A 25,839-nucleotide genomic window follows, 5' to 3' on the forward strand; every position below is an offset into this window, starting at 1 on the left:
GGAGTGCCTGTGCCTTACTTCGAGGCCATCTGGCCGCCGGCGGCGCTCACCGGCACGATGCGGTTGTCGATGAACTGCGCCCACACGTAGTCGCTCGCGGAGAGCGCGTCGGGCTGCTGCTCGCTGAACGGATGCACGTAGGTCTTGATCAGGCCGTCGTAGCGGTCGATTGCATAGTAGCCCTTGCGAATCGCATCGCCGTCGGTGGAGCCCGCCTTGTCGATGGCGAGCGCGCTCAGGCGCATCGCGTCGTAGGCGTTGGCGACGCCCACCGCGGGCGTGATGTCGTCGGTGCTCTTGATGTCGGGATACTTCGCCTTGAGTTCGGCCACCACGCGCGTGCTGACCGGCGTGTTCGCGCCGAAGAAGCTATAGGTCTGGACGAAATGCACGTTCTTCGCGTTCGGTCCCGCGAGTTCGGTGAAGCGGCCGCCCGCCGGGCCCCAGTGCGAGACGATCGGCACCTGCCAGCCCATGCGGTCGAGCGACTTCACCACCTGCGCCGAGGGCCCGACGTTGCCGACCATGAGCAAGGTGTCGGCCCCCGCCGCCTTGAGGCGGCCGAGCTGCGGCGTGACGTCCACGTCGGTGGCCTCGAACTTCTCGATGCCGGCCGGCTTCATGCCCTTCGCGGCCAGCGCCGCGACGATGCCCTTTTCGTTGGACTGGCCCCACGGATTGTTCACGAGGATGAGGCCCAGCTTCTTCGCGCCGAACGCCTGCTGCGCGTGCGCGACCATCGCCACGTCCACCAGCTCGTCGACGGCGGAAACGCGGAACGCGTAGTTCGGCTTCGCGCCGTTGTGCGTGATCTGCGTGCCCGCGGCCCAGGGGTCCATGAACGGCACCTTCTCGTGATTGGCGAGCGGCACGATGGCCATGGAAACCGGCGTGTCGAGGCCGCCGAACAGCACCGCCACCTTGTCCTTGTAGATCAGCTCGCGCGCGGCGAGCACGCCCTTGGCGGGATTGCCCTCGTCGTCGCGGCGCACGAGTTCGAGCTTGCGCCCGCCGAGCACGCCGCCGCTTGCGTTAATTTCGTCGATGGCGATGGTCATGCCGCGCGTGAGCGCCTCGCCCGCGCGCGCCGACTGGCCCGAGAGCGCGGTGACGAGACCGATCTTGATGGTGTCGGCGGCGTACGCAACGCCGCAGGACAGCGCGGCTGCGGTGAGCGCGATGGCGACGGCGCTTGCCTTGAACCACTGGCGGCGCGGCGAGGAAGCGGGGCGGGCGGCCGTGTGAGCGGTGCGGCGTGGGGACATGGGGCGGTTCTCCAGTGAGTTTGACGGGCGCGGACCGAAGCCGCGGACGGGACGCTTCACGCAAGACCTGTGCCATTTCGTTCACGATCGATGAGGATTCGCCGCGACGCCAGTCACGGCAATGTGTGAACGATATGGAACACGATTTGCATACGATCTGCGTATCAAATGGTTGACCATCTGCATTGCGCCAAATCGGTTCGCCCTCGCACAAGGGCGGTGCGCGCGATGCAACGGATGGCACCACGAACAGCACCGCAATCGCACACACAGGTAACGACGCAATGACGACAACCTTCACGGCCGCCGCGCACATCGACACGCCCGGCAGTCCCCACGAGAGCACCCGCACGGACCCGCGCTTCGGCGCGCTGCGCACGCACGGACGCTTCGACTACCGGCCGATCGTTGCGCGCGATACGTATTGCTGGCCCAACGGCGCGCGCCTCGCCGTGTATCTCGGCTTCAATCTGGAGCACTTCGCTTTCGGCGAGGGGCTCGGCGCGAATCTGGGCCCGCTCTCGCCGCAGCCCGACGTGCTCAACTACAGCTGGCGTGAATATGGCAACCGCGTGGGCGCGTGGCGCTGTCTCGACCTGTTCGACGATCTCGCGCTGCCGGCGGGCATTGTGATGAACACCGCGCTGCTCGATCATTGCCCGGCGCTGATCGAGGCATGCGTGAAGCGCGGCGACGAACTGATCGCGCATGGCCACACCAACGCGCACCGGCAAAGCGACTTCGAACGCACGCACGAGCGCGACCTGATCGTGCATTGCCGCGCGCGTATGGCGGCGCTCACGGGGCAAGCGCCGGCCGGATGGCTTTCGCCGTGGATATCGGAAACGCTCGACACGCCCGATCTGCTCGCTCAGGCGGGCTATCGCTACACGCTCAACTGGTGTCACGACGACCGGCCCGTGCGCATGCGCACCGCGCACGGGCCGCTGTGGTCGATTCCGTATCCGCAGGAAGTGAACGACATTCCCATGATCGTCGGGCGGCAACTCGACGGCGCGGCGTTCGCCGACATGATCGTCGATCAGTTCGACGAGATGCTCGCGCAAGCCGGGCACCCCACGCGCGGGCAGCCGCTCGTGATGGGTATCGCGCTGCATCCTTATCTGGTGGGGCAGCCGTACCGGCTGCGCCACCTCAGGCGCGCGCTCGCCCACATCGCGCAGGCGGCGCGCGCGGGCGCGATCTGGATGACGACGCCTGGCGCGCTCAGCGCGCACATGGACACGGTGGATGCGGTGGAGACCGTGGACACCGGCGCGGCCGCGACGATCCGCTAAACTGGGACACGTCCCACGCTCTCCACGCCCGCGCCGCACGCAACGACCATCATGTCCGCAACCCGACAGACCGCCGCGAAGAAAGCCGCCTTGAAAAGCCCCGCCTCGAAAAGCATCACAGCAAAATCAGCCGCAAAAAAAGCCGCCGCGCGCGAATCGATCGACGAGGGCGGCGCGAACGGGAGCGAGCCGGCATCGCTGGATACGCGCACCGAAGCGCATCTGTACCGCGCCATCGTCGAGGGCGTGCTCGCGCATCGGCTCACGCCCGGCACCAAGCTGCCGGAGCCGGACTTGTGCCAGCTTTTCGACGTGGGCCGTGCAACGGTGCGGCGCGTGCTCGAAAAGCTGGCGCATGACGGCATCGTCACGCTGCGCCCCAACAAGGGTGCGGTGATCGCGGAGCCCACGCCCGAGGAGACCCGCGAAATTTTCGAGGCGCGCCGCGCGCTCGAACGCGCGCTGGTGGAACTGGCCGTGGCGCGCGTGACCGACGCCGACCTCGTGCAGTTGCGTAAGCAACTCGATGAGGAGCATGCGGCCATGCACCGTTTCGACCAGCCTTCGTGGGCGCGGCTCGCGAGCGACTTTCACCTGCGCGTGGCCGCGCTCGCGGGCAATGCGGTGCTGCTGCGCTACCTGACGGAACTGGTGTCGCGCAGCTCGCTGATCGTCGGCCTGTACGAGCCGCCGGGCTACGCGCCTTGCGAGCACGACGAGCACGCGGCCATCGTCGAATGTCTTGCGCGGCGCGACGCACCTGGTGCGATCGAGCGCATGCAGGCGCATCTCGTCGATCTCGAACAGCGCATCGAAACCACGCGCATGCGCGGCGAGAAAAGCCTCGCCTCGCTGCTGGGACTCGCCGAACCGAAGGCGGTCAAAGCGCGGGCTTGAGACGTGTTGCGTGCCGCCGGGGGATGCCGTTGCCGGGCGGCCCAGCGCTCAACGCTGGACGGATATCGCGGGCCGCCATTCGTCCAAAATAATAACTAGTAATGATACTGATTCGCATTTAGAATTCGCTTCACCGTGAGGACACGGGACAAAGGTCAACACGCCGCGACGTTTGTCGCGGCCCAGGAAGCGGGGAAGAAATGCGGGCAGGGATGCAGAAGAAGGCGCTGACCATGCTGGTCGGCGTGGCGGTGACGACCATGTCGTCGGGGATAGCGCATGCGCAGGCCGTCACCAGCGACGAGGCGGGCAAGACGCAGCAGGGCGCGACGAGCGAGCCGAACAAGCCGGGTGAGCCGCCTCGGGAGACGAGCACCCTGCCGGCCGTTGCGGTGAAGGCGACACGTGAATCCGCCTTTGGTCCGGTGAACGGCTTCGTGGCCAACCAGGGCAGCGGCGCGACCAAGACCGACACGCCGATCCACGAAACGCCGCAGTCGATCTCGGTGATCGGCCGCGCCCAGCTCGACGACCGCAACGTCACGAACCTCAACGACGCGCTCCACTACACGGCGGGCGTGCAGACCTACTACAGCAACGACATCCGTAACGACGCGTTTAACATTCGCGGTTTCAGCTCGGACTTTTTCTACCTCGACGGCACGCGCCTGCCCGCCGTGCCGGGCCGCGCGCTCGACCAGTGGCGCGTCGATCCGTACCAGCTCGAACGCATCGAGGTCGTGAAGGGTCCGGCGTCGGTGCTGTACGGTCTGGGCGAGCCGGGCGGCGTCGTCAGCATGGTCTCGAAGATGCCGACCGACTACGCGCGCGGCCAGGTGGATCTGCTCGCGGGCAGCTACAACCACTACGGCATCGGCATCGACACGTCGGGCCCGCTCGACGCGGACAAGCGCGTGCTGTACCGCTTCATTGCCTCCGAAACCTATAGCCAGAACCAGGTGGACTCCGTGCACGGCACGCGCACGCTGGTGGCGCCGTCCGTCACGCTGCGCCCGAGCGCCGACACCTCGCTCACGCTGATGGCCACGTATCTGCATGACGATACGATGGACACGAACAACTTCCTGCCGTACTACGGCACGGTCGCGCCGACCCTCTACGGCCAGCGCATACCGACGAGCCTCGCCACCAGCAACCCCGGCTACGAGAACTACGACAAGACGCAATATTCGTTCTCCTACCTGTTCGAGCATCGTTTCAGTCCGGACTGGACCTTCAGGCAGAACTTCCGCTATTCGCATCTCGACCTGGACAACCAGGCGTTGTTCGGCTACAGCCTGAGCGCCGACCAGCAAACCATGCAGCGCGCGGCGATGAACCTGCGTTCGAGCTTCAATGACGTCGATATCGACAACCAGTTGCTCGGCAAGGTGAAGACGGGGCCGGTCGATCACACGCTGCTGATCGGCTTCAACTTCACGAACCAGAACTTCACCGACAACGAAGGCTACACGTACACCGGCTACGCGCTCAACCTGTACAACCCCGTCGCGCTGAATCTGCCGGTGGTCGCGCCGTCGTTCAACGACACGCAGATGCGCCAGGTGCAGCGCCAGTTCGGCCTCTATGCACAGGACCAGATGGCGTACCGGAAGTGGCGCCTCGTGCTGAGCGGACGCGAGGACTGGGTCTCGTCGAGCAACCTCGACAACTTCAGCGGCGAGACGACCGACCAGCACAACAGCGCCTTCAGCGGCCGCGCGGCGCTGATGTATTTGTTCGATTCGGGGCTCGCGCCGTATATCAGCTACTCCACATCGTTCCAGCCCGTGATCGGCGTGAACGCCTATGGCGGAACCTACAAGCCGCTCAAGTCGAAGCAGTGGGAACTGGGCCTGAAGTACCAGCCCGCTTTCATGAACGCGAACTTCACGGCTGCGCTGTTCGATCTGCGCCAGAACAATGCGCTGACCGCCGCGCCCGATCCGGCGCTCACCGGCAACGTGCAGACAGGGCAAACGCGCAGCCGCGGCCTCGAACTCGAAGCGACCGCCGAGCTGACCGAAAACCTGCGTTTGCAGGCCGCGTACACGCTGCAAGACGTCAAGGTCACACAGGGCAGCGCGGACGATCCGACCGTCGGCAAGACGCCCACCGCAACGCCGCGCAATCTCGCTTCGGTGTGGCTCGACTATTCGCTTACGGGCGGCCCGCTGCGCGGCATGGGCTTCGGCGCGGGCGTGCAGTATGTGGGCCCGACCTACGCCGATACGGCGAATACGTTGCCCGTGGGTTCGTTCACGCTCGTCGACGCGGCCGTTCACTACGACATCGAGCACTGGCGCTTCGTGCTTTCGGCGAACAACCTGCTCGATCGCACCTATGTGGCGCGTTGCGGCAGCGTGACCCGCTGCCAGTACGGGCAGCGCCGCAATGTGCTGCTGACGGGGCGCTACGCGTGGTGAAGCGGGGCGGGTGACAGTTGAGGCGAGATGACGCCGCCCACCCGGCGGTTGGGACTATCATGCGCGTTGAGGAAGCCGTGCGAACGAAGGCACTGCCTGGAGGCAACATCAACGCATGAACCCGTCCATCCCGTCCATCGTGCCTGTCGTGCCGGCGCAAACCGCGCTGGTCGTCATGCATTATCAGACCGACATACTTGGGCTCTTTCCATCGGTCGCGCCCACGCTGCTGGCCAATACGCGCGCGCTATGCGATGCCGCGCGCGCGAAAGGCGTCGGCGTTTATTTCGCGAATCTGCGCTTCAGTCCGGGCTATGCGGAAGTCAGCCCGCTGAACAGGAATGGGCAGGGCATCAAGCGACTGGGTCTCTTTCTGAACGACGGGACCGCGCCGCAGTTGAATCAGCAGGCCGATGAGCCGCTCATCGCCGCGCATCGGGCCAGCGTGTTCTTCGGCACCGGTCTGGAGGCGCGGCTTCGCGCACATGGCGTCGATTCGCTGATTCTGGTCGGCATTGCAACGACCGGCGTCGTGCTCTCGTCGGTTGCGTATGCAAGCGACGCGGACTTCCGGCTCTACACGGTCAAGGATTGTTGTTACGACCCGGATACGGTGGTCCACGAACATTTGTTCGACACCGCATTCGATACGCGAACGACGGTGTTGTCGCTCTCGGATGCCTTGGTGTTGCTCGCCTAGGCTTTCGTGATCCGCTACCGCCCGGTGCATTCGGCGGCAGCGGCTCACATCAGGCGGCCTGATTGCCGTTAATTGGCGGCCGGCGACTTGGTGGACGGAGTTGCCAGCGTGTTATTGCTCGGCGGCGGGTTGGTGAGGGTGGCAGCGCCGTTCGGCTGGGCCAGGTTCGGCGAACCCGCGCTCATGCCGCTGTCCGAGTTGGCGCCGCCAGGCGTGCCGTAGCCGCTCGTTGCATTGGCGGCGGGCGCCGCCGCGGCCGGCGAGGTGGTCGACGGGGTCGCCAGCGTGTTGTTGCTCTGTGCATATGCACCGGCCGACAGCATGAGTGCGGCTGCGGCCGCGAGCAGGGTGCGGGTGGATTGGTTCATGATGTGCTCCTCCATGATTAAAGTGAAATTTCGACGCAAACGATCCATTTGTATTGCTCTATGGCGATCGTTGTACGCCTGGTTCGTGGCGATCAAACTCGCGCAACCGTTTCAGGCGACGTGAAATCAGGCTTCTCAGGCCGGAATGGCTCGGCTCGGTATTGCACGGTATTGGCGGCATACCGTGAGCCGATAGCGCGGCTTGCTTCGTGCCAGCTAATAACAAGTTTAGGAAAGTGGCTGCTGATAATTAAGCGCATTGTTCGCAAGTATTTATTTCGATTTTCGGCGTGACGCGTAATGGAATCGAATCCCCAATATGTGGGAAGCCCGATTTCACTGGTGCGGCGCGACGAATCGTTTCGGGGGCCGAATTGATGTGGGGGAGATGAACCGGGCCCCTTTGCGGATATCCCGTGCCCGGCGCACAATGTGCTTGCGAATCTCTTGCGAGGCGACGCCACATGGCCGGATATCAGCCCGATGGATGGCATACCGTTACGCCCCGAATCGTCGTGCGCGATCCGGAAAATCTGATCGCATTCATCAAAACGGTGTTTCAGGCGCAGGGCGAATTTCGTGCAGGACGGCCTGCCCAAATCGTGATTGGCGATTCAATCGTGATGATTAGCGACGGAGACGGCTTGCGCGATTTCATGCCGGCATTTCTCTATGTCTACGTTGAAGACGCCGATTCGACCTACCGGCGCGCGATTGCCGCGAAGGCGATTTCGCTCGAAGCGCCAGCCGATATGCCATACGGCGACAGGCGAGCCATGGTGAGCGATCCGTGGGGAAACACATGGCAGATCGCCACGCATCAGCGCACTCTCCCGGCTGCGGAGATCCCTTCGAGGTCAGATCACGACGCTTAGGTCGATACTTGAAATCGCTGCGTGCGATGCGTTCACGAACCTGCGCCTTCGCGCTCGAGCCATGAACGAAACCGCTCGATCAAACCATCGCCGGACTTCTCATCCGGAACGTAAGTGCAATAGCTGCGCGAGGGCAGACGAGGGCCGGCGAACGGGGTGACGAGCCGGCCGGCGGCGAGATCGTCGGCGACCAGCGCGGTCGGCCCCATCGCGACGCCGATTCCATCGATGGCGGCCTGCAAGGTCAGGTAGAAGTGATCGAAGGTCAATGCGGCAGCCGGTCTCAGGTCGGCAAGCCGCGCGCTCGCGAGCCAGTCGGGCCAGAGGCGGGGAAGGCTGGAGGTATGCAGCAATGTGTGCTGCCGCAAGTCGCCGGGCGATCGCAGCGGCGCGCGCTGCAACAGGGCGGGACTGCAAACCGGCAGCCGCTCCTCGGTCAGAAACGGCCGCATCGCATAGCCGTAGAACGTGTCCGGTCCACCCCGGATGATGATGTCGTGTTCCTCACTCAGGCTCTCCAGCGGCCCGTTCGACGTCTCCACCTTGACCTCCACGTCGGGATGTCCGGCGCGGAATTTCGCGAGCCGTGGCACCAGCCAGCGCAACGTGAACGTTGCGGGCGCATTCACGGAGAGCGTTCGTGAAGCCGTTTGTGGCACACCGTATCGCGCGGTCGCCTGCGCAAGCTGTTCGAACAAGGGGCCGATTGCCTCCAGATAGGCCTGCGCCGCGGGCGTGAGCGCCACGCGCCGGTTTTGCCGGTCGAACAGGGGCGCGCCAAGCCACGCCTCCAGCAGGCGCACGTGCTGGCTCACCGCACCCGGCGTCACGTGCAGTTCGGCGGCGGCTTCCTTGAAGCTGCCGAGCCGACCGGCGGCCTCGAAGGCCCGCAGGGCATTGAGCGGGGGGAGTACCGGTTTCATTCAGGTGAGTTTTTCTAACATGAATCCGCAATTTATCTCGTTTGTTGGCCGCTCACAAGATAGATATCCTTCTCGTCTGACCACTCTTTCAATGACCGCGTCATTGCGGCCCGTCACCTCCATGCTCAGCTATACCGGCGGTATCGTGCTTTTCGCCGCGCTGCTCCACGCGAGCTGGAACGCGATGCTGCACGGCAACCGCGACCGGTCCTTGTCGATGACGTGGATGAGCATCGCGATCGCGACGGTCTCCACGTTCGTCATCCTCGCCAGCCCCTTGCCGGCCGCCGGTGCGTGGCCCTACATCGTCGCATCGGGGCTTGTGCATATCTTCTACAACGTGAGCCTCGTGCGCTCGTATCGGCGCAGCGATCTGGCGCTGGCGTACCCGATCGCGCGCGGCTCCTCGCCGCTGCTCGTCACGCTCGGCGCGGCGCTTTTCGCGCACGAGGCGATCGGCGCCTTGCACGTGCTCGGGATCGTGATGATTTCAGGCGGCATCATCGCCATCGCGCTACAGGGGCGTCACGTGTCGCGCGCGGGTGCGCTGGGCGCGCTGACCACGGGGGCGACGATCGCGCTCTATACCGTGATCGACGGCATCGGCGTACGCTTGTCCGGCGCGCAGCCGCTCAGCTACACCGCATGGATGTTCCTCTTCTACTGGGCGATGCCGGTGCTGTTCGTCGCGCGGCGCGGGTTCGAGCCGCTATGGACGCCGGTACGCGCCGAGCCGCTTTCGATCGCCTCGTCGCTGGCGGGCGGCCTCGTGTCGATCGCGGCGTATGGCATCGTGATCTGGGCGCTCCAGTCGGGCGCGATGGGCGCGGTGTCTGCGTTGCGCGAGACCAGCGTGGTGTTCGCCGTGCTGATCGGACGGCTATTTCTGCGCGAGGCGGTCAGCGGCATGCGCTGGGTCGCCTGCCTGGTCGTCGCGGCCGGCGCGGTTTTTCTGGGGCTTTGATACGACCTCACGCACGTTGTTTGCTGGCCGTGCGTGATCACCCGAGCGAGCGCGAAGGAGGGCTCCATGCTCAAACACATTGCAACCGACCTGCTCGACATCGCCTATGACGAACAGGGCGACGCGAACGGCTGGCCCGTGGTCCTGCTACATGGCTTCCCGTACGACATCCACGCATATAACGATGTGACGCCACGCCTCGCTTCCGAGGGCGCGCGCGTCATCACGCCCTGGCTGCGGGGATACGGGCCCACGCGCTTTCTTTCGCCCACGACACTTCGCTCGGGCCAGCAAGCGGCGCTTGGCGCGGACTTGCTGGCGCTGCTGGACGCACTCGGAATCAGCCGGGCCATTCTCGGCGGATACGACTGGGGCGGCAGAGCGGCATGTATCGCGGCGGCGCTCCAGCCGGACAGCGTGCGCGGGCTCGTTTCGGTCAACGGCTACAACATCCAGAATATCGCTGCCGCCGTGCAGCCGGCCGACCCCGAAAAGGAATACCGGATGTGGTACCAGTACTACCTGCATGGCGAGCGCGGCCGCGCCGGCTTGACGGAAAACCGGCGCGCGTTCTGCCGTCTGTTGTGGTCGCTGTGGTCGCCGACCTGGCGCTTCGACGACGACATGTACGCGCGCTCTGCCGCGGCGTTCGACAATCCCGATTTCGTCGACGTGGTGGTTCATTCCTACCGGCACCGCTTTGGCCTCGTCGAAGGCGACCCGCGATTCGACGATATCGAGCGGCGCCTCGCCGCCATGCCGCCGATCACCGTGCCTGCGATCACGCTCGAAGGAGACGCCGACGGCGTCTCGCCACCGGGGGGAAGAGAGGCGAACGCAACGCGCTTCACGGCGCGCCACGAAAATCGCATCGTGGCGAATGCCGGTCACAATCTTCCGCAGGAGGCGCCCGAAGCGTTCGCCGAAGCGGTGCTCGACATCAACGCATGGACCGCTTGAGGCCACATTGACGGAGCGACAAATAATATGGTTAGCAATACGAATTGTCACGCCGGGCAATGCCACTGCGGCGCGGTGCGCTTCGAAGTCACGCTCAGCGACGGTTTCAACTCGGTCCGCCGCTGCAACTGCTCATACTGCCGCATGCGCGGCGCCGTGGTGGCGCCGGTCGAAGCGGGCGGGTTCCGATTCCTGCACGGCGAGGAGGCGCTAAGCCGTTATCGCTTCAATACGGAATCGGCGCAGCACTTCTTCTGCTCTCGCTGTGGCATCCATACCCATCTGCAACGTCGGTCCAATCCGAATCTCCATGCCGTGAACGTGGCGTGCCTGGACGGCGTGAGCCCGTTCGATTTCGCCGAGGTGCCCGTGACGGACGGCATCAATCATCCGAACGACACGGGCGGCCCGGCACGCCTCGCGGGCACGCTGCGATTCATCGCGGCGGATTGAGGCCTTAACCGCGTTACCTTTCCTCCCCAAAGCGCAATTGCGTCTTGAGGTAATGCAGAAAGGCCTGCAACTTCGGCGAAGGCACGCGCTCGCGCGGGAACAGCGCATTCAGGTCTTGTTGCGGTCCTATCCATTCGGGCAGCACGTTTAGCAGGCGTCCTGCCTCGACCTCGGGCGCCATGCTGGCATCCATGGCCAGCAACAAGCCCTTGCCCGCGCGCGCGGCGTCGAGAAGCAGCACCGGGTCGCTCGCGACGATCACCGGTTCGAGGGCGTAGTGCGCCGCTTTGCGTCCGGCCTTGCGCAAAGGCCAGGTGTAGCCGCTGTCGCTGCGGGCCTGATGCAGCGCGAGCGACGGATGAAGGTGGAGTTCGTCGGGCGCGGAGGGCGCGCCGTGCGCCTCGACATACGCGGAGCTCGCGTAGACCGACGTCGAAAAGCTGCCGAGCCGCCGCGCCACGAGACTCGAATCGGGAAGCGCGCCAAGGCGCAGCGCGACGTCGACTTCGTCGTCGAAAAGATCCAGGGGCACGTGCGTCGCCAGAATATCGAGGCGCACATCGGGATAGCGCGTGCAGAATCCCGCGATCAGTGGCGCGATCCATGTGGCGCCGAACGAATAAGGCAGTGTCACGCGCAGCCAGCCGCCGGGCGTGCCGCGTATGCGCTGAACCGCGTTCTCCGCTTCGTCGAGTTGCTTCGCGATGCCCCGGCAGTGCTCGAAATAGGCCGTGCCCGCTTCGGTGAGGCGCAGCTTGCGCGTGGTCCGGTGCAGCAGGCGCGAACCGAGGTGCGCTTCGAGTTCGCGCACGCGCCGGCTCACCGTCGTCTTCGGAATCTGCAACGCGGTGGCCGCCGCGGTAAAGCTGCCTGACTGGACGACGCGAAGAAAAACGAGCGTGTCGTTGAGGTCTCGGGTCATGGGCGCATGCATTCCGGCTGAACGTTGAGGATAGCGCGAGGCTGGCACAGGGATTGTGCCATCGATGGTTCAATCCTTGCCGGTTTCGCTGGCTAATCGCCGGTGTGTTCCCGCTCTATCGTGTTGACTTCGACACGGAGGCGAACATGAATCTCAGCGAATACACGAGCCACGACGCAATCGGGCTCGCACAACGGGTGGCGGACCGCGAGGTCACGCCCACGGAGCTTGCCGAACTGGCGCGCGCGGCCATCGTTGCCGTCAATCCGGAAATCAACGCGGTGATCGAGCACTGGCCCGCTGCCGAAAGCGGCGGCTACGCGGAACATGGCGCGGGGCCGCTCGCGGGCGTGCCGTTTCTGATCAAGGACCTCGCGCTCGCCATGAAAGGCAAGCGGCTGGAACTGGGAAGCCGGCTTGCCAGCGGGGTGGTGGCGAGCGCCGATTCGTGGCTCATGTCACGGTTCCGCGCGGCCGGGCTCGTGACGATCGGCCGCACGACGACGCCCGAAATGGCGTTCAGCACGACGACCGAATCCACGCTGCAAGGCGCGACGCGCAATCCGTGGCAGGTGGCGCTGAGCGCGGGCGGGTCGAGCGGCGGCGCGGCCGCGGCGGTCGCGGCCGGCATCGTGCCGCTCGCGCACGCCACGGATGCGGCCGGCTCGATCCGCGTGCCCGCCGCCTGCAACGGCCTTTTCGGGCTCAAGCCGACGCGCGGGCGCAGCTCGAACGGCCCCGATCTCGACGAAGTCTTCGCGGGCTTCGGCGTGCAACTGGGCGTGAGCCGCAGCGTGCGCGACAGCGCCGCGCTGCTCGATGCGATCCAGGGGCGTGCGATCGGCGAGCCCTATGCGACCGCCGCGCCCGCGCACAGCTTTCTTTCCGAAGTGGGGCGCGAGCCAGGCACGCTCAAGATCGGCATGATGATCGATCCGTGGAACGCGGATCGAACCGACCCGGCCATTGCGGCGGCGGCGATCTCGACCGCAAAGCTTCTGGAGGACCTGGGTCATACAGTTCGGGAGGTGCGGCCGCCGCTCGGCGTCTCGTGGGACGCATTCGTGCAGATGAACGCGACGATCTGGACCGCGACGCTCGTCGGCTGGATCGAAGGGCTGGCGGCCGCGACCGGCCGTCCGATCGACGGGACGACGCTGGAAGCGGCGACGTTGGCCTGCTATCGCTACGGCAAGGAGGAAAAGGCGTCCGCATTCGCCGCCGCGCTCGCGATGCGCAACACCGTGACGCGAGCGGTCGGCCACTGGTTCGAGGACTTCGACGTGCTCCTCACGCCGACCCTTGCGCACATGCCGCCGGCCATCGGGGAATATGGCAAGGATTCCGAATCGATGAGCGGTCTCGAATGGACGCAGCGCGTGTTTCAGCATGCGCCTTTCACGCCGCCGTTCAACGTGGCCGGTGTCCCCGCGATGTCGGTGCCGCTGGAAAGTCATCCCCAAACGGGTTTGCCGATCGGCATGCAGTTCGCGGCGCAATTCGCGCGCGAAGATACGTTGCTGCGGCTCGCGGGACAACTGGAGCGTTCACGGCCCTGGGCGGGGCGGCATCCCGCGCTTTGGGCCGGCGACCGCCGGTAACGCGCTCGCGGCGGTCCCGGCTTTACCGCCATCCACGTTACGCGAGTCCGTACTCCCGCACGAGTTCCTGCAAATCCAGCATGACCGTGCGGGCGGCGAACGGCACGGCGCGCGCATCGGTCACGAGCCAGTGCAGCGCCGCCGCGATCGCTTCCGGCTTCATCGCGCCATAGCGCTTTTCGATCTCGCCGCCGTCGCCGAGCGCGGCGCTCAACGCCTGGGTCGCCACCACGCCCGGGTTCACGCTGAATGCGCGTATGCCGTCGCGGCCGTGCTCGCGGTTCAGGCACCCCGCCATGCGCGCGAGCGCCGCCTTGGAAGCGCCGTAAGCGAAGCCCCAGCCGCCCTGGTTGGCGGGCGCGGGCGGATCGTTCTTGCCCGCACCCGAGGAAACGTTGACGATCTGGCCGCTGCCTTGCGCGATCATCGAAGGCAGCAGCCTGCGCACGAGCCGCAGCGGCGCGCTCACGTTGCCGTAGAAGGTGCGTGCGAGCACGTCGTCGTCGGTGTCGAGCAGCATCGCGTTGGTTTCGCGGTCCTGGTACACGGCGTTGTTGATGAGCACGTCGACACGGCCGTAATGCGCGAGGACGGCTGCGGCGGCGTCGTCGAGCGAGGGGCCGTCCATCAGGTCCATCGGCTGCGCGAAAACGTCGGCGCCCGTTTCGCGCACCGCTTGCGCGGTGGACGCGAGGCTGCCGGTGAGCAGCGAGCCGTCGCTGCGGCGCAATTGATGATCGAGCGCCTGGCCTTCGGTTTGCGTGCGCGCCGTGATGGCGACGCGCCAGCCTGCGCGGCCGAACGCGAGCGCGGTGGCGGCGCCGATACCCCGGCTCGCGCCAGTGACGAGTACGACGGGTGCGGAAGCGGACATGAAGTGGTTCGCAGTAGTGGGATCAGGCAGGTTGGGAAGCGGCCGCGTGCATCGCCGCCAGCCGTTGACGATAGGGATTGAGCGCGGCGGCGTAGAACGCGACGGTGGCCACGAGGATCGTCATCGTGCCGACGAGTGCGTAGCGCAGCGCGTCGTGCCCGTAAAGCGGCGTGAGACGATCGCTCAACACGCCGGTGACGAGCGGCCCCAGGCCGACGCCGAACAGCGTGAGAAACAGGTTGACGAGGGAGGCGGCGGTGCTGCGCTCGTCGGCGTTCACGAGCTGGCTCGCCGCTGCGTATGAGAGCGCTGGAAACCAGCTCGCGAAAAACGAAAACAGGAGCGCGAAGACCATCGCGTGCGGCACGGCAAGCGCGCCCGCGTGCCACGCACCGGTGGCGGGCCACAGCAGGAACGCGAGCACCGCCGGAATGCTGAGCGCGATGCCGATCATGGGCAAGGCGAGTTGCCAGCGCCGGTCGTGCGCGACGAGCCGGTCGCACAGCACGCCGCTGAACAGCGCGCCCGCTATCGCGCCCACGCCGCTCGTCACGCCGAATACGAAGCCCGCTTGCGCGAGCGTCACGCCATAGGTGCGAACCAGGAAAGTCGTGGCCCAGATGCCGTAGCCATAGGAAGCGACGCCCGCGCTCGCGCACGCGAGGCACAGGAAGCGCAGCGCGCGGATCGACCAGAGACGGGACAGTTGCGCACGCAACGGCCGGCTGGCGGCGCGCGCGGCCGGGGCCAGTTCGAACGCGCCGCGCTGCGGCTCGCGCACGACGAGGCGCACGAGCAGCGCGAGCACGACGCCCGGCGCGCCGAAGAACAGGAAGGCCGCGCGCCAGCCGTGGGTTTGCGCGATCCAGCCGCCCGCCGCGAGTCCGACGAGCACGCCGAGGTTCGGCCCGAGCATGAAGACGCTGAGCATGAGCGAGCGGCGTTGCGGCGGGTACATGTCGGCGATGAGCGAGACCGAGGGCGCCATGCCGCCCGCTTCGCCCACGGCCACGCCCATGCGCGCGAGGAACAGTTGCCAGAATTGCGCGCTCACGCCGCACGCCATCGTCGCGAGGCTCCAGAGTCCGCAGCAGAGCGCGACGATGTTGCGCCGGTTCGCGCGGTCGGCGAGCTTGCCGATCGGCACGCCGAGACCCGCGTAGAGCACGGCGAAGGCCACGCCGCTCAGGCTGCCGATGGCGGTGTCGGACACCGCGAATTCGCGCTTGATCGGCTCGATCAGGACCGCGATGGCCTGGCGGTCGATATACGAGAAGATGTAGACGAGCGCGAGCAGGGCGAGCCCGGCATGCGTGCGCAAACCGGGTTGATAGGGCTGGGAAGTTCGCATGGATGGGGCCGCAACGACCAGGTGGAGTGTTGTCCACGGTATCGTGGTGGCTGCGCGCGCCGCGAACATCGTCTCTTTGGACGACGCCCGGCGGTGCGCGGCGGGTTACGTTGCGTGCAGCATGTATGGCTGCGCCTTGCCGCAGCGCCCCCGCCTTAGACCAAAACCAAGGAGACAACGATGCCCGAACCCACCCGTGCCGACGCCATCCGCGCGCTGCTCGACGCGCAGCGCAGCGCCTTCGCGGCCGAAGGCGCGGTGAGCGCCGCCGCGCGCCGCGACCGCCTGCAACGCGTGATCGATATGCTCGTCGAGCACGCCGACGCGCTTTGCGAGGCCATGCACCAGGATTTCGGCAACCGCCCCGCCGCGTTCTCGCTCGCCAACGACATTCTCGGCTCGCTCGGCTCGCTCAAGCACGCGCGCGACCACTTCGAGGCGTGGCTCGGCGACGATCCGCGCCCCTCTGTCGCGCCGTTCGACAACTTCGGCGCTACCGCCTGGGTGCGCTATCAGCCCAAGGGCACGGTGGGCATCATCGGCACCTGGAACGCGCCGCTATTCACGCTGCTCTCGCCGCTCGCCTCCGTGTTCGCGGCGGGCAACCGCGCCGTGCTCAAGCCTTCGGAAGTCACGCCGCACACGGCGGAGTGCTTCGCGGGACTGGTCAAGAGCCGGTTCGCGCCCGAGGAACTCGCCGTCGTGACGGGCGGCGCGGACGTGGCCGCTGTCTTCAGCGCGCAGCCGTGGGATCACCTCGTGTTCACCGGTTCGAGCACCATCGGCAAGGAAGTCATGCGTGCGGCGGCGGGCAACCTCGTGCCCGTCACGCTCGAACTGGGCGGCAAGTCGCCGGTGCTGATCGGCACGAGCGCGGACGTGCGCAATGCCGCCGAGCGCATCGTCGTCGGCAAGAACCTGAATTCGGGTCAGCTTTGCGTCTCGCCCGACGTCGTGTGGGTGCACGAGCCGCAACTCGAAGCCTTTATCGCGGCGGCGCGCGAGGTGCAGGAAGGGCTGTATCCCACCGTTGCCGATAACGGCGACGTCGTGGCGATCGTCAACGCGCGCCACTTCGAGCGCATCGAAGGCTATCTCGCCGACGCCCGCGCGCGCGGCGCGCGCATCGAGGTGCTGGGCGAGGCGGTGGAAGGCGAGCGCGCCGCGAGCCGGCGCATGTCGCTGCGCGTGGTGGTCGATCCGCCGCGCGACAGCGCGATTGCGCGCCACGAGATTTTCGGCCCCGCGCTGGTCGTCAACACGTACAAGCAGGTGCAGGAGGCCGTGGCCGCCATCAACGCCGACGCGCGTCCGCTCGCGCTCTATTACTTCGGCGCCGACGCGGCCGAGGAAAAGTGGGTGCTCGACCACACGCTTTCGGGCGGCGTGTCGATCAACGACGTCACCATGCACCCGGCGCTGTACGACGCGCCGTTCGGCGGCGTGGGCGCGTCGGGCATGGGCCACTACCACGGGCGCGAGGGCTTTCTCTCCTTCAGCCACGCGCGCTCCGTCTACAAGGCGGGCGGCCACGACCCGCGCCGCGAGTGGGGCATGCTGCCGCCCTACACGGAGGCGTTCGGCGCGATGCTGCGCGCGGCGCTCGTGCCCTGAGCCAGTGTTTCGCGATTCGCTCGCGCTCCGCTCATCGCCGGCTATCGTCCGTTTGCGTGATTCGGCGCGCGGCCCGATCTCCGACGATGAGCTTTTCCAAACCATGCGAGGAAGACGATGACGCAGTTTCCTGAGATGTTCTCGGTGAAGGGCCAGGTGGCGATCGTGACGGGCGCGGGCAAGGGCATTGGCCGCGCGTGCGCGCTGGCGCTCGCGGGCGCGGGCGCCGATATCGTGGCCGCGGCGCGCACCCAGGCCGATCTCGACGCGCTCGCCGCGCAGGTCGAGGCGCTCGGCGCGCGCTGCCTGCCGCTCGCCTGCGACGTGAACGACGACGACGCGCTCTCGCATCTCGTCGAGCGCGCGCTGGCGCAGTTCGGCAAGATCACGCTGCTCGTGAACAACGCGGGCGGCGCGGGCCCCAACGATCCGCGCAAGATGAGCCGCGCCGACTTCGAGCGCGTGCTCGCGTGGAACGTCGCGCCCGCCTATTCGCTGATCCAGAAAGCGGCGGGCCCGATGCGCGAGGCGGGCGGCGGCGCGGTCGTGAACATCTCCTCGACGGCCGCGCGCTACGCGCAGAAGCATTTCAGCGCCTATGGCGCGGCCAAGGCGGCGCTGAACCAGATGACGCGCAATCTCGCGCAGGACTTCGCGCCCCACGTGCGCATCAACGCCATCGAACCGGGCACGATCATGACCGACGCGCTCGGCAAGTTCCTCACGCCCGAGCGCGAGGCGCACATGGTGAAGGCCACGCCGATGGCGAAGCTCGGCCAGCCCGAGGACATCGCGGCGGCGGCGCTCTTTCTGTGCTCGCCGGCCGCGCGCTGGATCACGGGCAAGGTGCTTGGCGTGGATGGCGGCGTGGAGGCGCCGAACTGGGTGTGAGGGGCGCTCGCAGGCCGGTAGCGGAGTGACTCCGGAAAAAAAGGGGGCGCGCCGGGGAAACCCGGCGCGCCCCCTTGCTTTTACGCGCGGCTACACGAGCCGCCCGACGCGATGCCCGCTGTGCATTGCCCCTTCGATATAACCGAGCGTCGCGCAATCGCCCGCCGTATGCAGCGGCACGCCACAGCCCGCGAGCGAACGCGCGACGGCGTCGTCGGCTTGCGCGCCCGTGGCGAGCACGACCGAATCGGCGGGGACGAGGTGCTCCACGTTGTCCTTGTCGACCCAGCGCACGGCGTTCGCCGTGATTTCCTGCACGCGCGCGTGGCGTTCGACCTTCGCATGCTCCTCGACGGCTTCGAGCACGCGCCAGCGGCGCACGATGGAAAGCTCGGCCCCCGGCTTGCCCGATTCTTCGAGCACCGTCACCGTGCGGCCGCGCGCGAGCAGAAACTCTGCGAGTTCGAGCCCGACCAGGCCGCCGCCCACGATCACCACGCGCTTGCCAAGCGGCATCCAGAGCTTGGAGAGCCCTTGCAGCGCCTCCGTGCTGTTCGTCACGCGCAGCACGCCGCCCGCCTTGAAGAGCGCGCGCTCGGCGAAGCTCAGCTTGGCCTGGGCGATGGGCTGGGCGTCGTCGTTGGTCATCAGGCGGCGCAGTTCGTCGCCGCTCCACACGTGCTTTTGCGTCGCGCCCGCAATGGCCGGGGCCGCGCGCTTCGCGCCCGTCGCGACGACGATCGCGCTCGGCTTCAACTGCGCGACCAGTTCGGGCGTGGCGGCGGTGGAAAGCCTCACCTCGACGGGCAGGTGATTCATCTGCGCGACGAGATAATCGAGCAGCCGCCCGTTCTCCGGATAGGCGAGCGCCGCGAAAAAGAGCGTGCCGCCCAGCCGCTCGCCACGCTCGACGAGCGTCACGCGATGGCCGCGTAGCGACGCCACGCGTGCCGCCTCCATGCCCGCCGGGCCGCCGCCGACCACGAGCACGTGGCCAGGCGTTGTGGCGGGAACGAGCGCCGCATCGTCCTCATGGCCCGTTTGCGCGTTCACTGCGCATTTCACGGGGCGGTTCACGAAAATCTCGCTCACGCACGCATAGCAGTAGATGCACGGCCGGATGTCCTGCGGCCGGTTGGCGGCGAGCTTGATGGGGATCTCGGGGTCGGCGAGCATCTTGCGCGCCAGTGCGACGAAGTCGTAGTGGCCGGCCGCGATGGCCGTGCCGGCTTCGTCGGCTTCGATGCGGCCCGCCGCGATCACGGGCACGTCGACGGCGGCGCGCACGGCCTTCGCGTACTCGACGAAGGCGCCGGGATGCTGCGTGAGCGGCGCTTCGGTGAAGTCGGAGCCGCGCTTGAGCGTGGAGTACGCCGACACGCTGATGGCGTCCGCTCCCGCGGCGGCGGCGAGCTTCGCCGTGGCCACGGCGTCGGCGAGCGTGATGCCGCCGGGCGTGTTGAGTTCGGTGCCGTCCAGGCGCACCCACACCGGGTAGTCGTTGCCGGTGCGCGCCTTGATCGCGTGGATTATCTCGATGAGCAGGCGCGCGCGATTTTCGAGCGAGCCGCCGTATTCGTCCTCGCGCCGGTTGTACCAGGGCGAAAGAAAGCCCGCGACGATATACGTATGCGCGCCATGCACCTCGACGCCGTCGAAGCCGGCTGCCTTGGCGCGCGCCGCCGCGCTCGCGAAGAACTCGATCATCTGCTCGATGTCGGCGCGATCCATCACGCGCAGGCGCGGCTTGTTCTTGCCCGCGCCGCTCACGAAGCTCGCGATCTCCTGGTCGGTGAGCGCCCCGAAAATGTTCGGCATGTTGGGCGGCGGGACCGACGGCACCCAGAGTTCGCGGCCGTCGGCGAGGTCGCGCGTGGCGGTCTTGCCCGCGTGCTGCAACTGCGCGGCGATCTTCGCGCCGTGGCGGTGCACGCGCTCGACGAGGGCGGCGAGGCCCGGAATGAAGTCGTCGCGCGAGAGGCCCGCCTGGAAAGGCTCGGACGCGCCCGCCGGGTACGCCACCGCACAGGCGCCCATGATGAGCAGGCCTGCGCCGCCGCGCGCGCGCGCCTCGAAGTACGCCTGCACGCGCTCGGTGCAAAAGCCGTCGGGCGTTGAATAGTTGTCCCCCATGGGCGCCATGACGAGGCGATTCTTCAGCTCGAGCGTGCCGATGCGGCCGGCTTCGAGCAAGGGGGCGTAGGGATTGTGGGTCACGCTGTCTCCGTCGATAGGGTCGGGGTGAGTTCGCTGCTCCCCCTGATTGTTTAACGCGCGGCCGTTGCCACAATCGTCCGTTTGGACGTATCGGGGCACATCGGGCGGCACGATGCTGGCAGACGTCGTCAATAGCGAGAGGATAACCGGCATGACTGTGATTGCGGTTTCGGGGTCGGCGGGCGGTATTGGCTCGGCGCTGCGCGAGGAACTTGGGCGCGAGGGCGCGCAGGTGATCGGCATCGATCTGCACGACGCGGAAGTGATCGCCGATCTCGGCAGCGAGGCGGGGCGCGCGCATGCGCTCGCCGAGGTGGCGCGTCTTGCGCGCGGGCGGCTCGATGGGCTCGTGTGTGCGGCCGGCGTGGGCGGGACGGTGCGCCCGCCAGCGCGCATGGTGGCGGTGAACTATTTTGGCGCGGTCGCGCTGATGGACGGGCTGTTGCCGCTGTTGCGCGAAGGGGAGCGGGCGGCGGCGGTGGCCGTTGCTTCTGTTTCCGCGACCAGCGGGCCTTGGCGCGGGCATCCGGTCGAAGTGGCGTGCCTCGATGGGGATGAGGCGCTGGCTTGCCGTCTTGCCGATGAAGCTGAGAACCCCTATGCGGGCTATGGCTGTAGCAAGCGCGCGCTCGCGGTGCGCGTGCGGCGGCTTGCGCGGGAGTGGGGGGCGGCAGGGGTGCGGGTGAATGCCGTGGCGCCTGGGCCGGTGGATACGGCGCTGCATCGCGCGGCGCTGGAAGACCCGGTGCTCGGGCCGCGGGCTCGTGCGTTTGTGCCGCCTTTAGGGGGGACCGCTGAGCCTGTTGAGATTGCGAGGGTGATACGGTTTTTGTTGTCGGCTGATGCTAGCTTCGTGCATGGGAGTGTGTGGTTTGCCGATGGCGGGTGTGATGCGGGGATGCGGGCGGATTTGTTTTGATTGTTTCGTTTAGCTTCATTTGAGAAATTAATAAGCATTCCGATTCTTTTGTTTTCGCTGAATAGCGTCTTCATCGCCATTCATTTTTCTGGGCACAGTCTTTGCGCGGTCGCTGACTCACGATGGAAAGAAAATCGCTTATCTGAAGGGATTTTCTGACGGAATTTCATTTCTGCCATGTCCTCTCGATAGTTCGTCACCGAACTTATCGCGTGCCTGTGTCCTGCCACTCTCAAGTCTTCAGGCAGCGTGTCGTTAACGGTAGACAGGAAAACCGTTGGTCTGCCAGGCAAGCCTATTGGATCGGGGGGGGAGATGAAGATACGGTTCCCGGATGCTGTCGTCCTCGGCAATATTTTCAGTGCGATGGGATCTCGTTTCACGCTTGCACTGACGTGCGCGGCCATCTGCGGGTGTGGTGGATCGGCTGGGGGCGGTACGAGCACGGCGACTGCATCTGCCCAACCCGCTGCCTCCACGCCCGTGGCATCGTCTGCCGGGGTGTCGACCACTGCGGCGACGGCAGAAAACGATCAGGATTACATGCCAGTTTCAATAGTCGGCGTGAGTTCCGGCGTCAACTTTCTTCAAGTATTCGGGCCCGCGTCGCAGGCCGATCAACTGAGTCTGGTGGGGCGCGTTGGCGCCAGGTGGTCGTCGGGTTTCGGTGCGCTACCGGGCGTCTATTCCATGTCATATGCGCCTGCTTACCGCCTCTACTTCATGCCGACGAACTGGAGCGGTGCAAGTGGATATAACGCAACACAACTCGACTGGCTGTACTACAACCACCCCGACTGGATCGAGTACGGCTCGGACGGAAATGTCATGTACGAGTTTGGCAACACGACCTATCCGGTTGTCGACGTCTCGAACCCGGCGGTGCAGCAGTATATGTACCAGTCGATGGCTGCCCACGCCGCGGGTTATCAGGCGCTTTCGCTCGACAATGTCAGCACGAGCAACATCAACAACAGTGCGGTGTATCAGACGGGTCACTACAGCGGTACGATTGCGCCGTGTCCGGCTGCCTTACGTCCGGCTTGTGGTGGAGTCTTTGTTGCGCAATACACGTCAGCCGGCGATCCCGCCTGGACGGCCGCGAATCTCAAGTACATACGGTTTCTGAGCGCGCAGGCGAAGGCAGCTGGGCTTTCGACTGTTGCGAATCTGGCGTATCAAGGCGGCCCAGCCTGGGTTGACCTGGCGAATTCGGTGAGTGGCGTCGTCGCGGAGAACGTACCGCAGCATCAGGGGGCGACAGCCGCTAACGACTGGTATAACGGGTTCATGATTGATGGCCTGTTCGAGGCGAATCTGTACAACGCCGACAATGCGACGCAAAAGTGTTATGGCGCAATCAGTTACCTGAATGGCCACGATACCGACGCCATCACGCCGGAGGAGGAATCGTATGCGATGGCGTGGACACTCCTTGCGGCGCAAAGTGATCAGCACTTTCTGTTCGCGGGCCAGATTTCGTCGAGAGCGGTGGAACCGTATCCGCCTTCAATGGGGGGCTATGTCAGCCTGACTACGAGCGGCACGTTGTCTGCGTCAAGCGAGACGATCACCAATATCCCGAGCACCGCTGGTTATGCGCCAGGAGAAAGCGTTACTGCAACCGGGCTGCCGGCCGGCACTCTGATAACGGCAGTCCCCGGCTCGACCAGCATTACGGTGAGTCAATTGCCGACGATTGCCGGCACAAACGTCAGCCTGACTATCAGCGGTTTGCCTGCGCTGCCGATGGGCAAGCCGGTTGCGCCGCCTCCCGCCGTCAATCCCTATGCTACGCCACCGACGGGCGAGTGCGGCTGGGTCAACGGCGCGAACCAGGGGGTGTGCTCCAGGCAGTACTCCAACGGCTGGGTCTACATGAATCCAGTGTGTCAGTACGACGGCACGGGCTGCGCCGTCGCCTCGCAGACGGTCACGATTCCCGCCGCTTCTTCGGGGAGCTGGTACGACCCGTTCTGTAACGTGGTGCCGTCCGGCTCTCACACGATGAACGCGGCCACGGCGCTTGTCATCGCGCAGGGGGCGGCCGGTCAGTGCCCATGGCCGTGATTCGAAACGGGGTTTCCTGAGCAAGTGGGCGACTTCGCCGCGAGCGTGCTGGCCGCGCCATTGCGCCACCCAGCGTTGTCAATCATCGCCCCCAGCCCTAATCAAACCCCAAAGCCACAACGGTCCCCTGCTCAATCGCGCGCTTGGCATCAATCTCAGCGGCCACATCAGCCCCGCCAATCACCACAGGCTCGATCCCACAAGCCACGAGCGGCGCCACCAGATCGCGCCGCGACTCCTGCCCCGAGCAAAGCACGACATGATCGACCGCCAGCACACGCGCCTGGCCATCGACACGCAAATGGAGCCCGTCATCATCAACACGCACATACTCCACGCCCGAAAGCACATGCACGCCCCGCTGCTTGACGACGCTGCGCCTGATCCACCCCGTCGTGACGGCGAGCCCCGCACCGGCGGCGCCCGCCTTACGTTGCAGCAGCCAGACTTCACGCGCGGGCGTCCTGGCCTCGGGCTCGATCAAGCCGCCACGCGCCGCACCGCCAGCATCCACACCCCACTGTGAGAAGTACTCCGAAACAGTATCGTCTTGCGCAACAGAATGCGTGAGCAACTCGGCCACATCGAAGCCGATCCCCCCCGCACCGACAATCGCCACACGCCGACCCATGGCCTTCACGCCCGTGATCGCATCGGCATAGCTCACCACACTCGGATGATCGAGCCCGTCGAAGCTCGGTGCGCGCGGCACCACACCGGTTGCGAGCACAACATGATCGAAGCCCTTCAGATGACCCGCGCCCGCACGCCGCGCAAGCCTCACATTCACACCGGTCAAGTCAAGCTGACGCCTGAAATACCGCAGCGTCTCACGAAATTCCTCCTTGCCCGGAATGCGGCAAGCGAGATTGAACTGCCCGCCAATGCGCGGCGCCGCTTCGAACAGCGTGACCGCGTAACCGCGCCGCGCAGCCGTCACGGCGCAGGCGAGTCCGGCCGGCCCCGCGCCCACCACGGCCACGCGCTTGTTGCGCGGGGCGGGCGCAAGCGGCAAATCACGCTCGTGGCCCGCGAACGGGTTGACGAGACAACTCACGCGCCGCCCGCTGAACGTGTGATCGAGGCAGGCCTGGTTGCAGGCGATGCAGGTGTTGATTTCATCGGCGCGCCCCACGGCGGCTTTCGCGACGAAATCGGGATCGGCAAGCAGGGGCCGCGCCATCGAAACGAGATCCGCGTCGCCGCGCGCGAGTATCGCTTCGGCAACGTCGGGCGTGTTGATGCGGTTGGCCGCGACCACGGGCACGCTCACGGCTTCGCGCACGCGCCGCGTGAAGCCCGCGAACGCGCCGCGCGGCACGCAGGTCGCGATGGTCGGCACGCGCGCCTCGTGCCAGCCAATGCCCGTGTTGATGAGCGTGACACCCGCCGCTTCGAGCGCCTGCGCGAGCGCGATCACTTCTTCGCGCGTGCTGCCGTCCTCCACGAGATCGAGCATCGAAAGGCGGAACATCACCATGAAGCGCGCGTCGCTCGCGCGGCGTATGCGGCGCACGATTTCGGTGGCGAAACGGATGCGCTTGTCGAACGTGCCGCCCCAGGCGTCGCTGCGGTGATTCGTGCGCGGCGCGATGAACTGGTTGATGAGGTAGCCCTCCGAGCCCATCACCTCGACCCCGTCGTAGCCCGCCTCGGCGGCAAGCATCGCGCAACGCACGTAGTCGCTGATGAGCGCGCCGATCTGCGCGCCGGTCAACGCGTGGGGCACGGCGCGGCCGATCGGCGAGCGGATCGCCGAAGGCGCGACGCCGCCGCCCGAATGATCGTAGCGGCCGATATGCAGCGCCTGCAACAGCACTTTCGCTCCGGCGTCGTGGATCGTGCGCGTGACGTGCCGGTGGCCTTCGAGGTCGGCGCTCGCGAGCGATTCGTCCGGGCCGCCCGCGCCCAGCGCCTGCGCGTTGACGCCCACGCCGCCCGTCACGATGAGTCCCACGCCGCCTTGCGCGCGCGCCGCGTAGAACGCGGCAAGTTGTTCGAAGCGATCGGGCAGCGTTTCGAGCCCCGTATGCATCGAGCCCATGATCACGCGGTTGCGCAGCGTGATGCCGCCGACATCGAGCGGCGCGAGCAGGTGCGGATACGGGCTTGCCGTTTGTTCGGATGGCGCACCGGGCGCAAGCGGATGCAAGATGGACATGGAGTGCGCAGCCTGACGGTTCGGCCCGTAGCGAGGATGGAGCGTACAGGGTAGAGGGCGCGTCGCGCGGGCGGCATCGTCCGTTTGAAG

Annotated in this window: 21 protein-coding genes; 13 read left to right on the top strand and 8 right to left on the bottom strand. The window is 66.4% G+C overall.

Annotated elements, in window-relative coordinates; translation table 11 throughout:
• Positions 1-14 precede the first annotated feature (14 nt).
• Positions 15-1,265 carry an ABC transporter substrate-binding protein gene (locus tag C7402_RS22975; protein ID WP_116612253.1) on the bottom strand — a complete coding sequence of 417 codons (1,251 nt, stop codon included), beginning with the start codon at positions 1,263-1,265 and terminating at the stop codon, positions 15-17.
• A gap of 284 nt (positions 1,266-1,549) precedes the next feature.
• Between C7402_RS22975 and C7402_RS22980 the strand changes: the two genes are divergently transcribed.
• The 4 genes from C7402_RS22980 to C7402_RS22995 all read left to right on the top strand — a co-directional run bounded on the left by C7402_RS22980 (position 1,550) and on the right by C7402_RS22995 (position 6,586).
• Entirely contained in the window at positions 1,550-2,563 is a 1,014-nt protein-coding gene (locus C7402_RS22980; protein ID WP_116612401.1) for a polysaccharide deacetylase family protein, read from the top strand.
• 51 nt (positions 2,564-2,614) lie between these two features.
• A complete protein-coding gene (locus C7402_RS22985; RefSeq protein ID WP_116612254.1) occupies positions 2,615-3,460 on the top strand; it encodes a GntR family transcriptional regulator in 846 nt (281 codons plus the stop codon).
• Positions 3,461-3,660: 200 nt separating this feature from the next.
• Positions 3,661-5,886: a TonB-dependent siderophore receptor gene (locus C7402_RS22990; protein ID WP_116612255.1), complete on the top strand. Its 2,226-nt coding sequence runs from the start codon at positions 3,661-3,663 to the stop codon at positions 5,884-5,886.
• Between the two features lie 115 nt (positions 5,887-6,001).
• Positions 6,002-6,586, top strand: coding sequence for a cysteine hydrolase family protein (locus C7402_RS22995; protein ID WP_116612256.1), 585 nt, complete (start codon positions 6,002-6,004; stop codon positions 6,584-6,586).
• Between the two features lie 68 nt (positions 6,587-6,654).
• Here the strand turns inward: C7402_RS22995 and C7402_RS23000 are convergent, their stop codons facing one another.
• Positions 6,655-6,954: a hypothetical protein gene (locus C7402_RS23000; RefSeq protein WP_112176234.1), complete on the bottom strand. Its 300-nt coding sequence runs from the start codon at positions 6,952-6,954 to the stop codon at positions 6,655-6,657.
• Positions 6,955-7,418: 464 nt separating this feature from the next.
• On the opposite strand from C7402_RS23000, the gene C7402_RS23005 reads away from it, so the two are divergent.
• Positions 7,419-7,829, top strand: a complete 411-nt coding sequence (locus tag C7402_RS23005; protein WP_116612257.1) for a VOC family protein — start codon at positions 7,419-7,421, stop codon at positions 7,827-7,829.
• A gap of 32 nt (positions 7,830-7,861) precedes the next feature.
• Here C7402_RS23005 and gcvA read toward each other — a convergent pair whose 3' ends face one another.
• Complete coding sequence (gene gcvA / locus C7402_RS23010; RefSeq protein WP_112176195.1) at positions 7,862-8,752, bottom strand: transcriptional regulator GcvA; 891 nt, start codon at positions 8,750-8,752, stop codon at positions 7,862-7,864.
• A gap of 121 nt (positions 8,753-8,873) precedes the next feature.
• Here gcvA and C7402_RS23015 point away from each other — a divergent pair, with 121 nt between their 5' ends.
• From C7402_RS23015 to C7402_RS23025, 3 genes are all read left to right on the top strand, one after another.
• Entirely contained in the window at positions 8,874-9,716 is an 843-nt protein-coding gene (locus C7402_RS23015) for a DMT family transporter (RefSeq protein ID WP_116612258.1), read from the top strand.
• A gap of 66 nt (positions 9,717-9,782) precedes the next feature.
• Complete coding sequence (locus C7402_RS23020; RefSeq protein WP_116612259.1) at positions 9,783-10,676, top strand: alpha/beta fold hydrolase; 894 nt, start codon at positions 9,783-9,785, stop codon at positions 10,674-10,676.
• Positions 10,677-10,703: 27 nt separating this feature from the next.
• Entirely contained in the window at positions 10,704-11,129 is a 426-nt protein-coding gene (locus C7402_RS23025; protein ID WP_116612260.1) for a GFA family protein, read from the top strand.
• Positions 11,130-11,142: 13 nt separating this feature from the next.
• On the opposite strand, the gene C7402_RS23030 is transcribed toward C7402_RS23025, so the two are convergent.
• Positions 11,143-12,051: a LysR family transcriptional regulator gene (locus C7402_RS23030; RefSeq protein WP_116612261.1), complete on the bottom strand. Its 909-nt coding sequence runs from the start codon at positions 12,049-12,051 to the stop codon at positions 11,143-11,145.
• A gap of 146 nt (positions 12,052-12,197) precedes the next feature.
• Here C7402_RS23030 and C7402_RS23035 point away from each other — a divergent pair, with 146 nt between their 5' ends.
• Positions 12,198-13,652 carry an amidase gene (locus tag C7402_RS23035; RefSeq protein WP_116612402.1) on the top strand — a complete coding sequence of 485 codons (1,455 nt, stop codon included), beginning with the start codon at positions 12,198-12,200 and terminating at the stop codon, positions 13,650-13,652.
• A 37-nt stretch (positions 13,653-13,689) separates the two neighbouring features.
• Here C7402_RS23035 and C7402_RS23040 read toward each other — a convergent pair whose 3' ends face one another.
• Together C7402_RS23040 and C7402_RS23045 are read right to left on the bottom strand one after the other, a co-directional pair.
• A complete protein-coding gene (locus C7402_RS23040) occupies positions 13,690-14,526 on the bottom strand; it encodes an SDR family oxidoreductase (protein ID WP_112176205.1) in 837 nt (278 codons plus the stop codon).
• A 22-nt stretch (positions 14,527-14,548) separates the two neighbouring features.
• Entirely contained in the window at positions 14,549-15,877 is a 1,329-nt protein-coding gene (locus C7402_RS23045; RefSeq protein ID WP_116612262.1) for a spinster family MFS transporter, read from the bottom strand.
• 180 nt (positions 15,878-16,057) lie between these two features.
• Here C7402_RS23045 and C7402_RS23050 point away from each other — a divergent pair, with 180 nt between their 5' ends.
• Positions 16,058-17,491 carry an aldehyde dehydrogenase family protein gene (locus C7402_RS23050; RefSeq protein ID WP_116612263.1) on the top strand — a complete coding sequence of 478 codons (1,434 nt, stop codon included), beginning with the start codon at positions 16,058-16,060 and terminating at the stop codon, positions 17,489-17,491.
• Between the two features lie 117 nt (positions 17,492-17,608).
• Positions 17,609-18,382, top strand: coding sequence for a glucose 1-dehydrogenase (locus tag C7402_RS23055; RefSeq protein ID WP_112176211.1), 774 nt, complete (start codon positions 17,609-17,611; stop codon positions 18,380-18,382).
• 90 nt (positions 18,383-18,472) lie between these two features.
• Here the strand turns inward: C7402_RS23055 and C7402_RS23060 are convergent, their stop codons facing one another.
• Positions 18,473-20,599, bottom strand: a complete 2,127-nt coding sequence (locus C7402_RS23060; protein ID WP_244314910.1) for an oxidoreductase — start codon at positions 20,597-20,599, stop codon at positions 18,473-18,475.
• A 151-nt stretch (positions 20,600-20,750) separates the two neighbouring features.
• Between C7402_RS23060 and C7402_RS23065 the strand changes: the two genes are divergently transcribed.
• Both C7402_RS23065 and C7402_RS23070 read left to right on the top strand, forming a co-directional pair.
• Entirely contained in the window at positions 20,751-21,518 is a 768-nt protein-coding gene (locus C7402_RS23065) for an SDR family oxidoreductase (protein ID WP_112176215.1), read from the top strand.
• A gap of 315 nt (positions 21,519-21,833) precedes the next feature.
• Complete coding sequence (locus C7402_RS23070) at positions 21,834-23,588, top strand: alpha-galactosidase (protein ID WP_133254533.1); 1,755 nt, start codon at positions 21,834-21,836, stop codon at positions 23,586-23,588.
• Between the two features lie 97 nt (positions 23,589-23,685).
• Here the strand turns inward: C7402_RS23070 and C7402_RS23075 are convergent, their stop codons facing one another.
• The gene (locus tag C7402_RS23075; protein WP_116612266.1) at positions 23,686-25,749 is read right to left on the bottom strand and encodes an NADPH-dependent 2,4-dienoyl-CoA reductase; all 2,064 of its coding nucleotides are present in this window, start codon (positions 25,747-25,749) and stop codon (positions 23,686-23,688) included.
• Positions 25,750-25,839: the final 90 nt, after the last annotated feature.

Source organism: Paraburkholderia unamae, from assembly GCF_003096875.1.
GTDB classification, from domain to species: domain Bacteria; phylum Pseudomonadota; class Gammaproteobacteria; order Burkholderiales; family Burkholderiaceae; genus Paraburkholderia; species Paraburkholderia unamae.

Bases quoted from the DNA above. Each gene is read 5' to 3' on its own strand.
- C7402_RS22975 (WP_116612253.1), bottom strand. From the start codon at position 1,265: ATGTCCCCACGCCGCACCGCTCACACGGCCGCCCGCCCCGCTTCCTCG.
- C7402_RS22980 (WP_116612401.1), top strand. From the start codon at position 1,550: ATGACGACAACCTTCACGGCCGCCGCGCACATCGACACGCCCGGCAGT.
- C7402_RS22985 (WP_116612254.1), top strand. From the start codon at position 2,615: ATGTCCGCAACCCGACAGACCGCCGCGAAGAAAGCCGCCTTGAAAAGC.
- C7402_RS22990 (WP_116612255.1), top strand. From the start codon at position 3,661: ATGCGGGCAGGGATGCAGAAGAAGGCGCTGACCATGCTGGTCGGCGTG.
- C7402_RS22995 (WP_116612256.1), top strand. From the start codon at position 6,002: ATGAACCCGTCCATCCCGTCCATCGTGCCTGTCGTGCCGGCGCAAACC.
- C7402_RS23000 (WP_112176234.1), bottom strand. From the start codon at position 6,954: ATGAACCAATCCACCCGCACCCTGCTCGCGGCCGCAGCCGCACTCATG.
- C7402_RS23005 (WP_116612257.1), top strand. From the start codon at position 7,419: ATGGCCGGATATCAGCCCGATGGATGGCATACCGTTACGCCCCGAATC.
- gcvA (WP_112176195.1), bottom strand. From the start codon at position 8,752: ATGAAACCGGTACTCCCCCCGCTCAATGCCCTGCGGGCCTTCGAGGCC.
- C7402_RS23015 (WP_116612258.1), top strand. From the start codon at position 8,874: ATGCTCAGCTATACCGGCGGTATCGTGCTTTTCGCCGCGCTGCTCCAC.
- C7402_RS23020 (WP_116612259.1), top strand. From the start codon at position 9,783: ATGCTCAAACACATTGCAACCGACCTGCTCGACATCGCCTATGACGAA.
- C7402_RS23025 (WP_116612260.1), top strand. From the start codon at position 10,704: ATGGTTAGCAATACGAATTGTCACGCCGGGCAATGCCACTGCGGCGCG.
- C7402_RS23030 (WP_116612261.1), bottom strand. From the start codon at position 12,051: ATGACCCGAGACCTCAACGACACGCTCGTTTTTCTTCGCGTCGTCCAG.
- C7402_RS23035 (WP_116612402.1), top strand. From the start codon at position 12,198: ATGAATCTCAGCGAATACACGAGCCACGACGCAATCGGGCTCGCACAA.
- C7402_RS23040 (WP_112176205.1), bottom strand. From the start codon at position 14,526: ATGTCCGCTTCCGCACCCGTCGTACTCGTCACTGGCGCGAGCCGGGGT.
- C7402_RS23045 (WP_116612262.1), bottom strand. From the start codon at position 15,877: ATGCGAACTTCCCAGCCCTATCAACCCGGTTTGCGCACGCATGCCGGG.
- C7402_RS23050 (WP_116612263.1), top strand. From the start codon at position 16,058: ATGCCCGAACCCACCCGTGCCGACGCCATCCGCGCGCTGCTCGACGCG.
- C7402_RS23055 (WP_112176211.1), top strand. From the start codon at position 17,609: ATGACGCAGTTTCCTGAGATGTTCTCGGTGAAGGGCCAGGTGGCGATC.
- C7402_RS23065 (WP_112176215.1), top strand. From the start codon at position 20,751: ATGACTGTGATTGCGGTTTCGGGGTCGGCGGGCGGTATTGGCTCGGCG.
- C7402_RS23070 (WP_133254533.1), top strand. From the start codon at position 21,834: ATGAAGATACGGTTCCCGGATGCTGTCGTCCTCGGCAATATTTTCAGT.
- C7402_RS23075 (WP_116612266.1), bottom strand. From the start codon at position 25,749: ATGTCCATCTTGCATCCGCTTGCGCCCGGTGCGCCATCCGAACAAACG.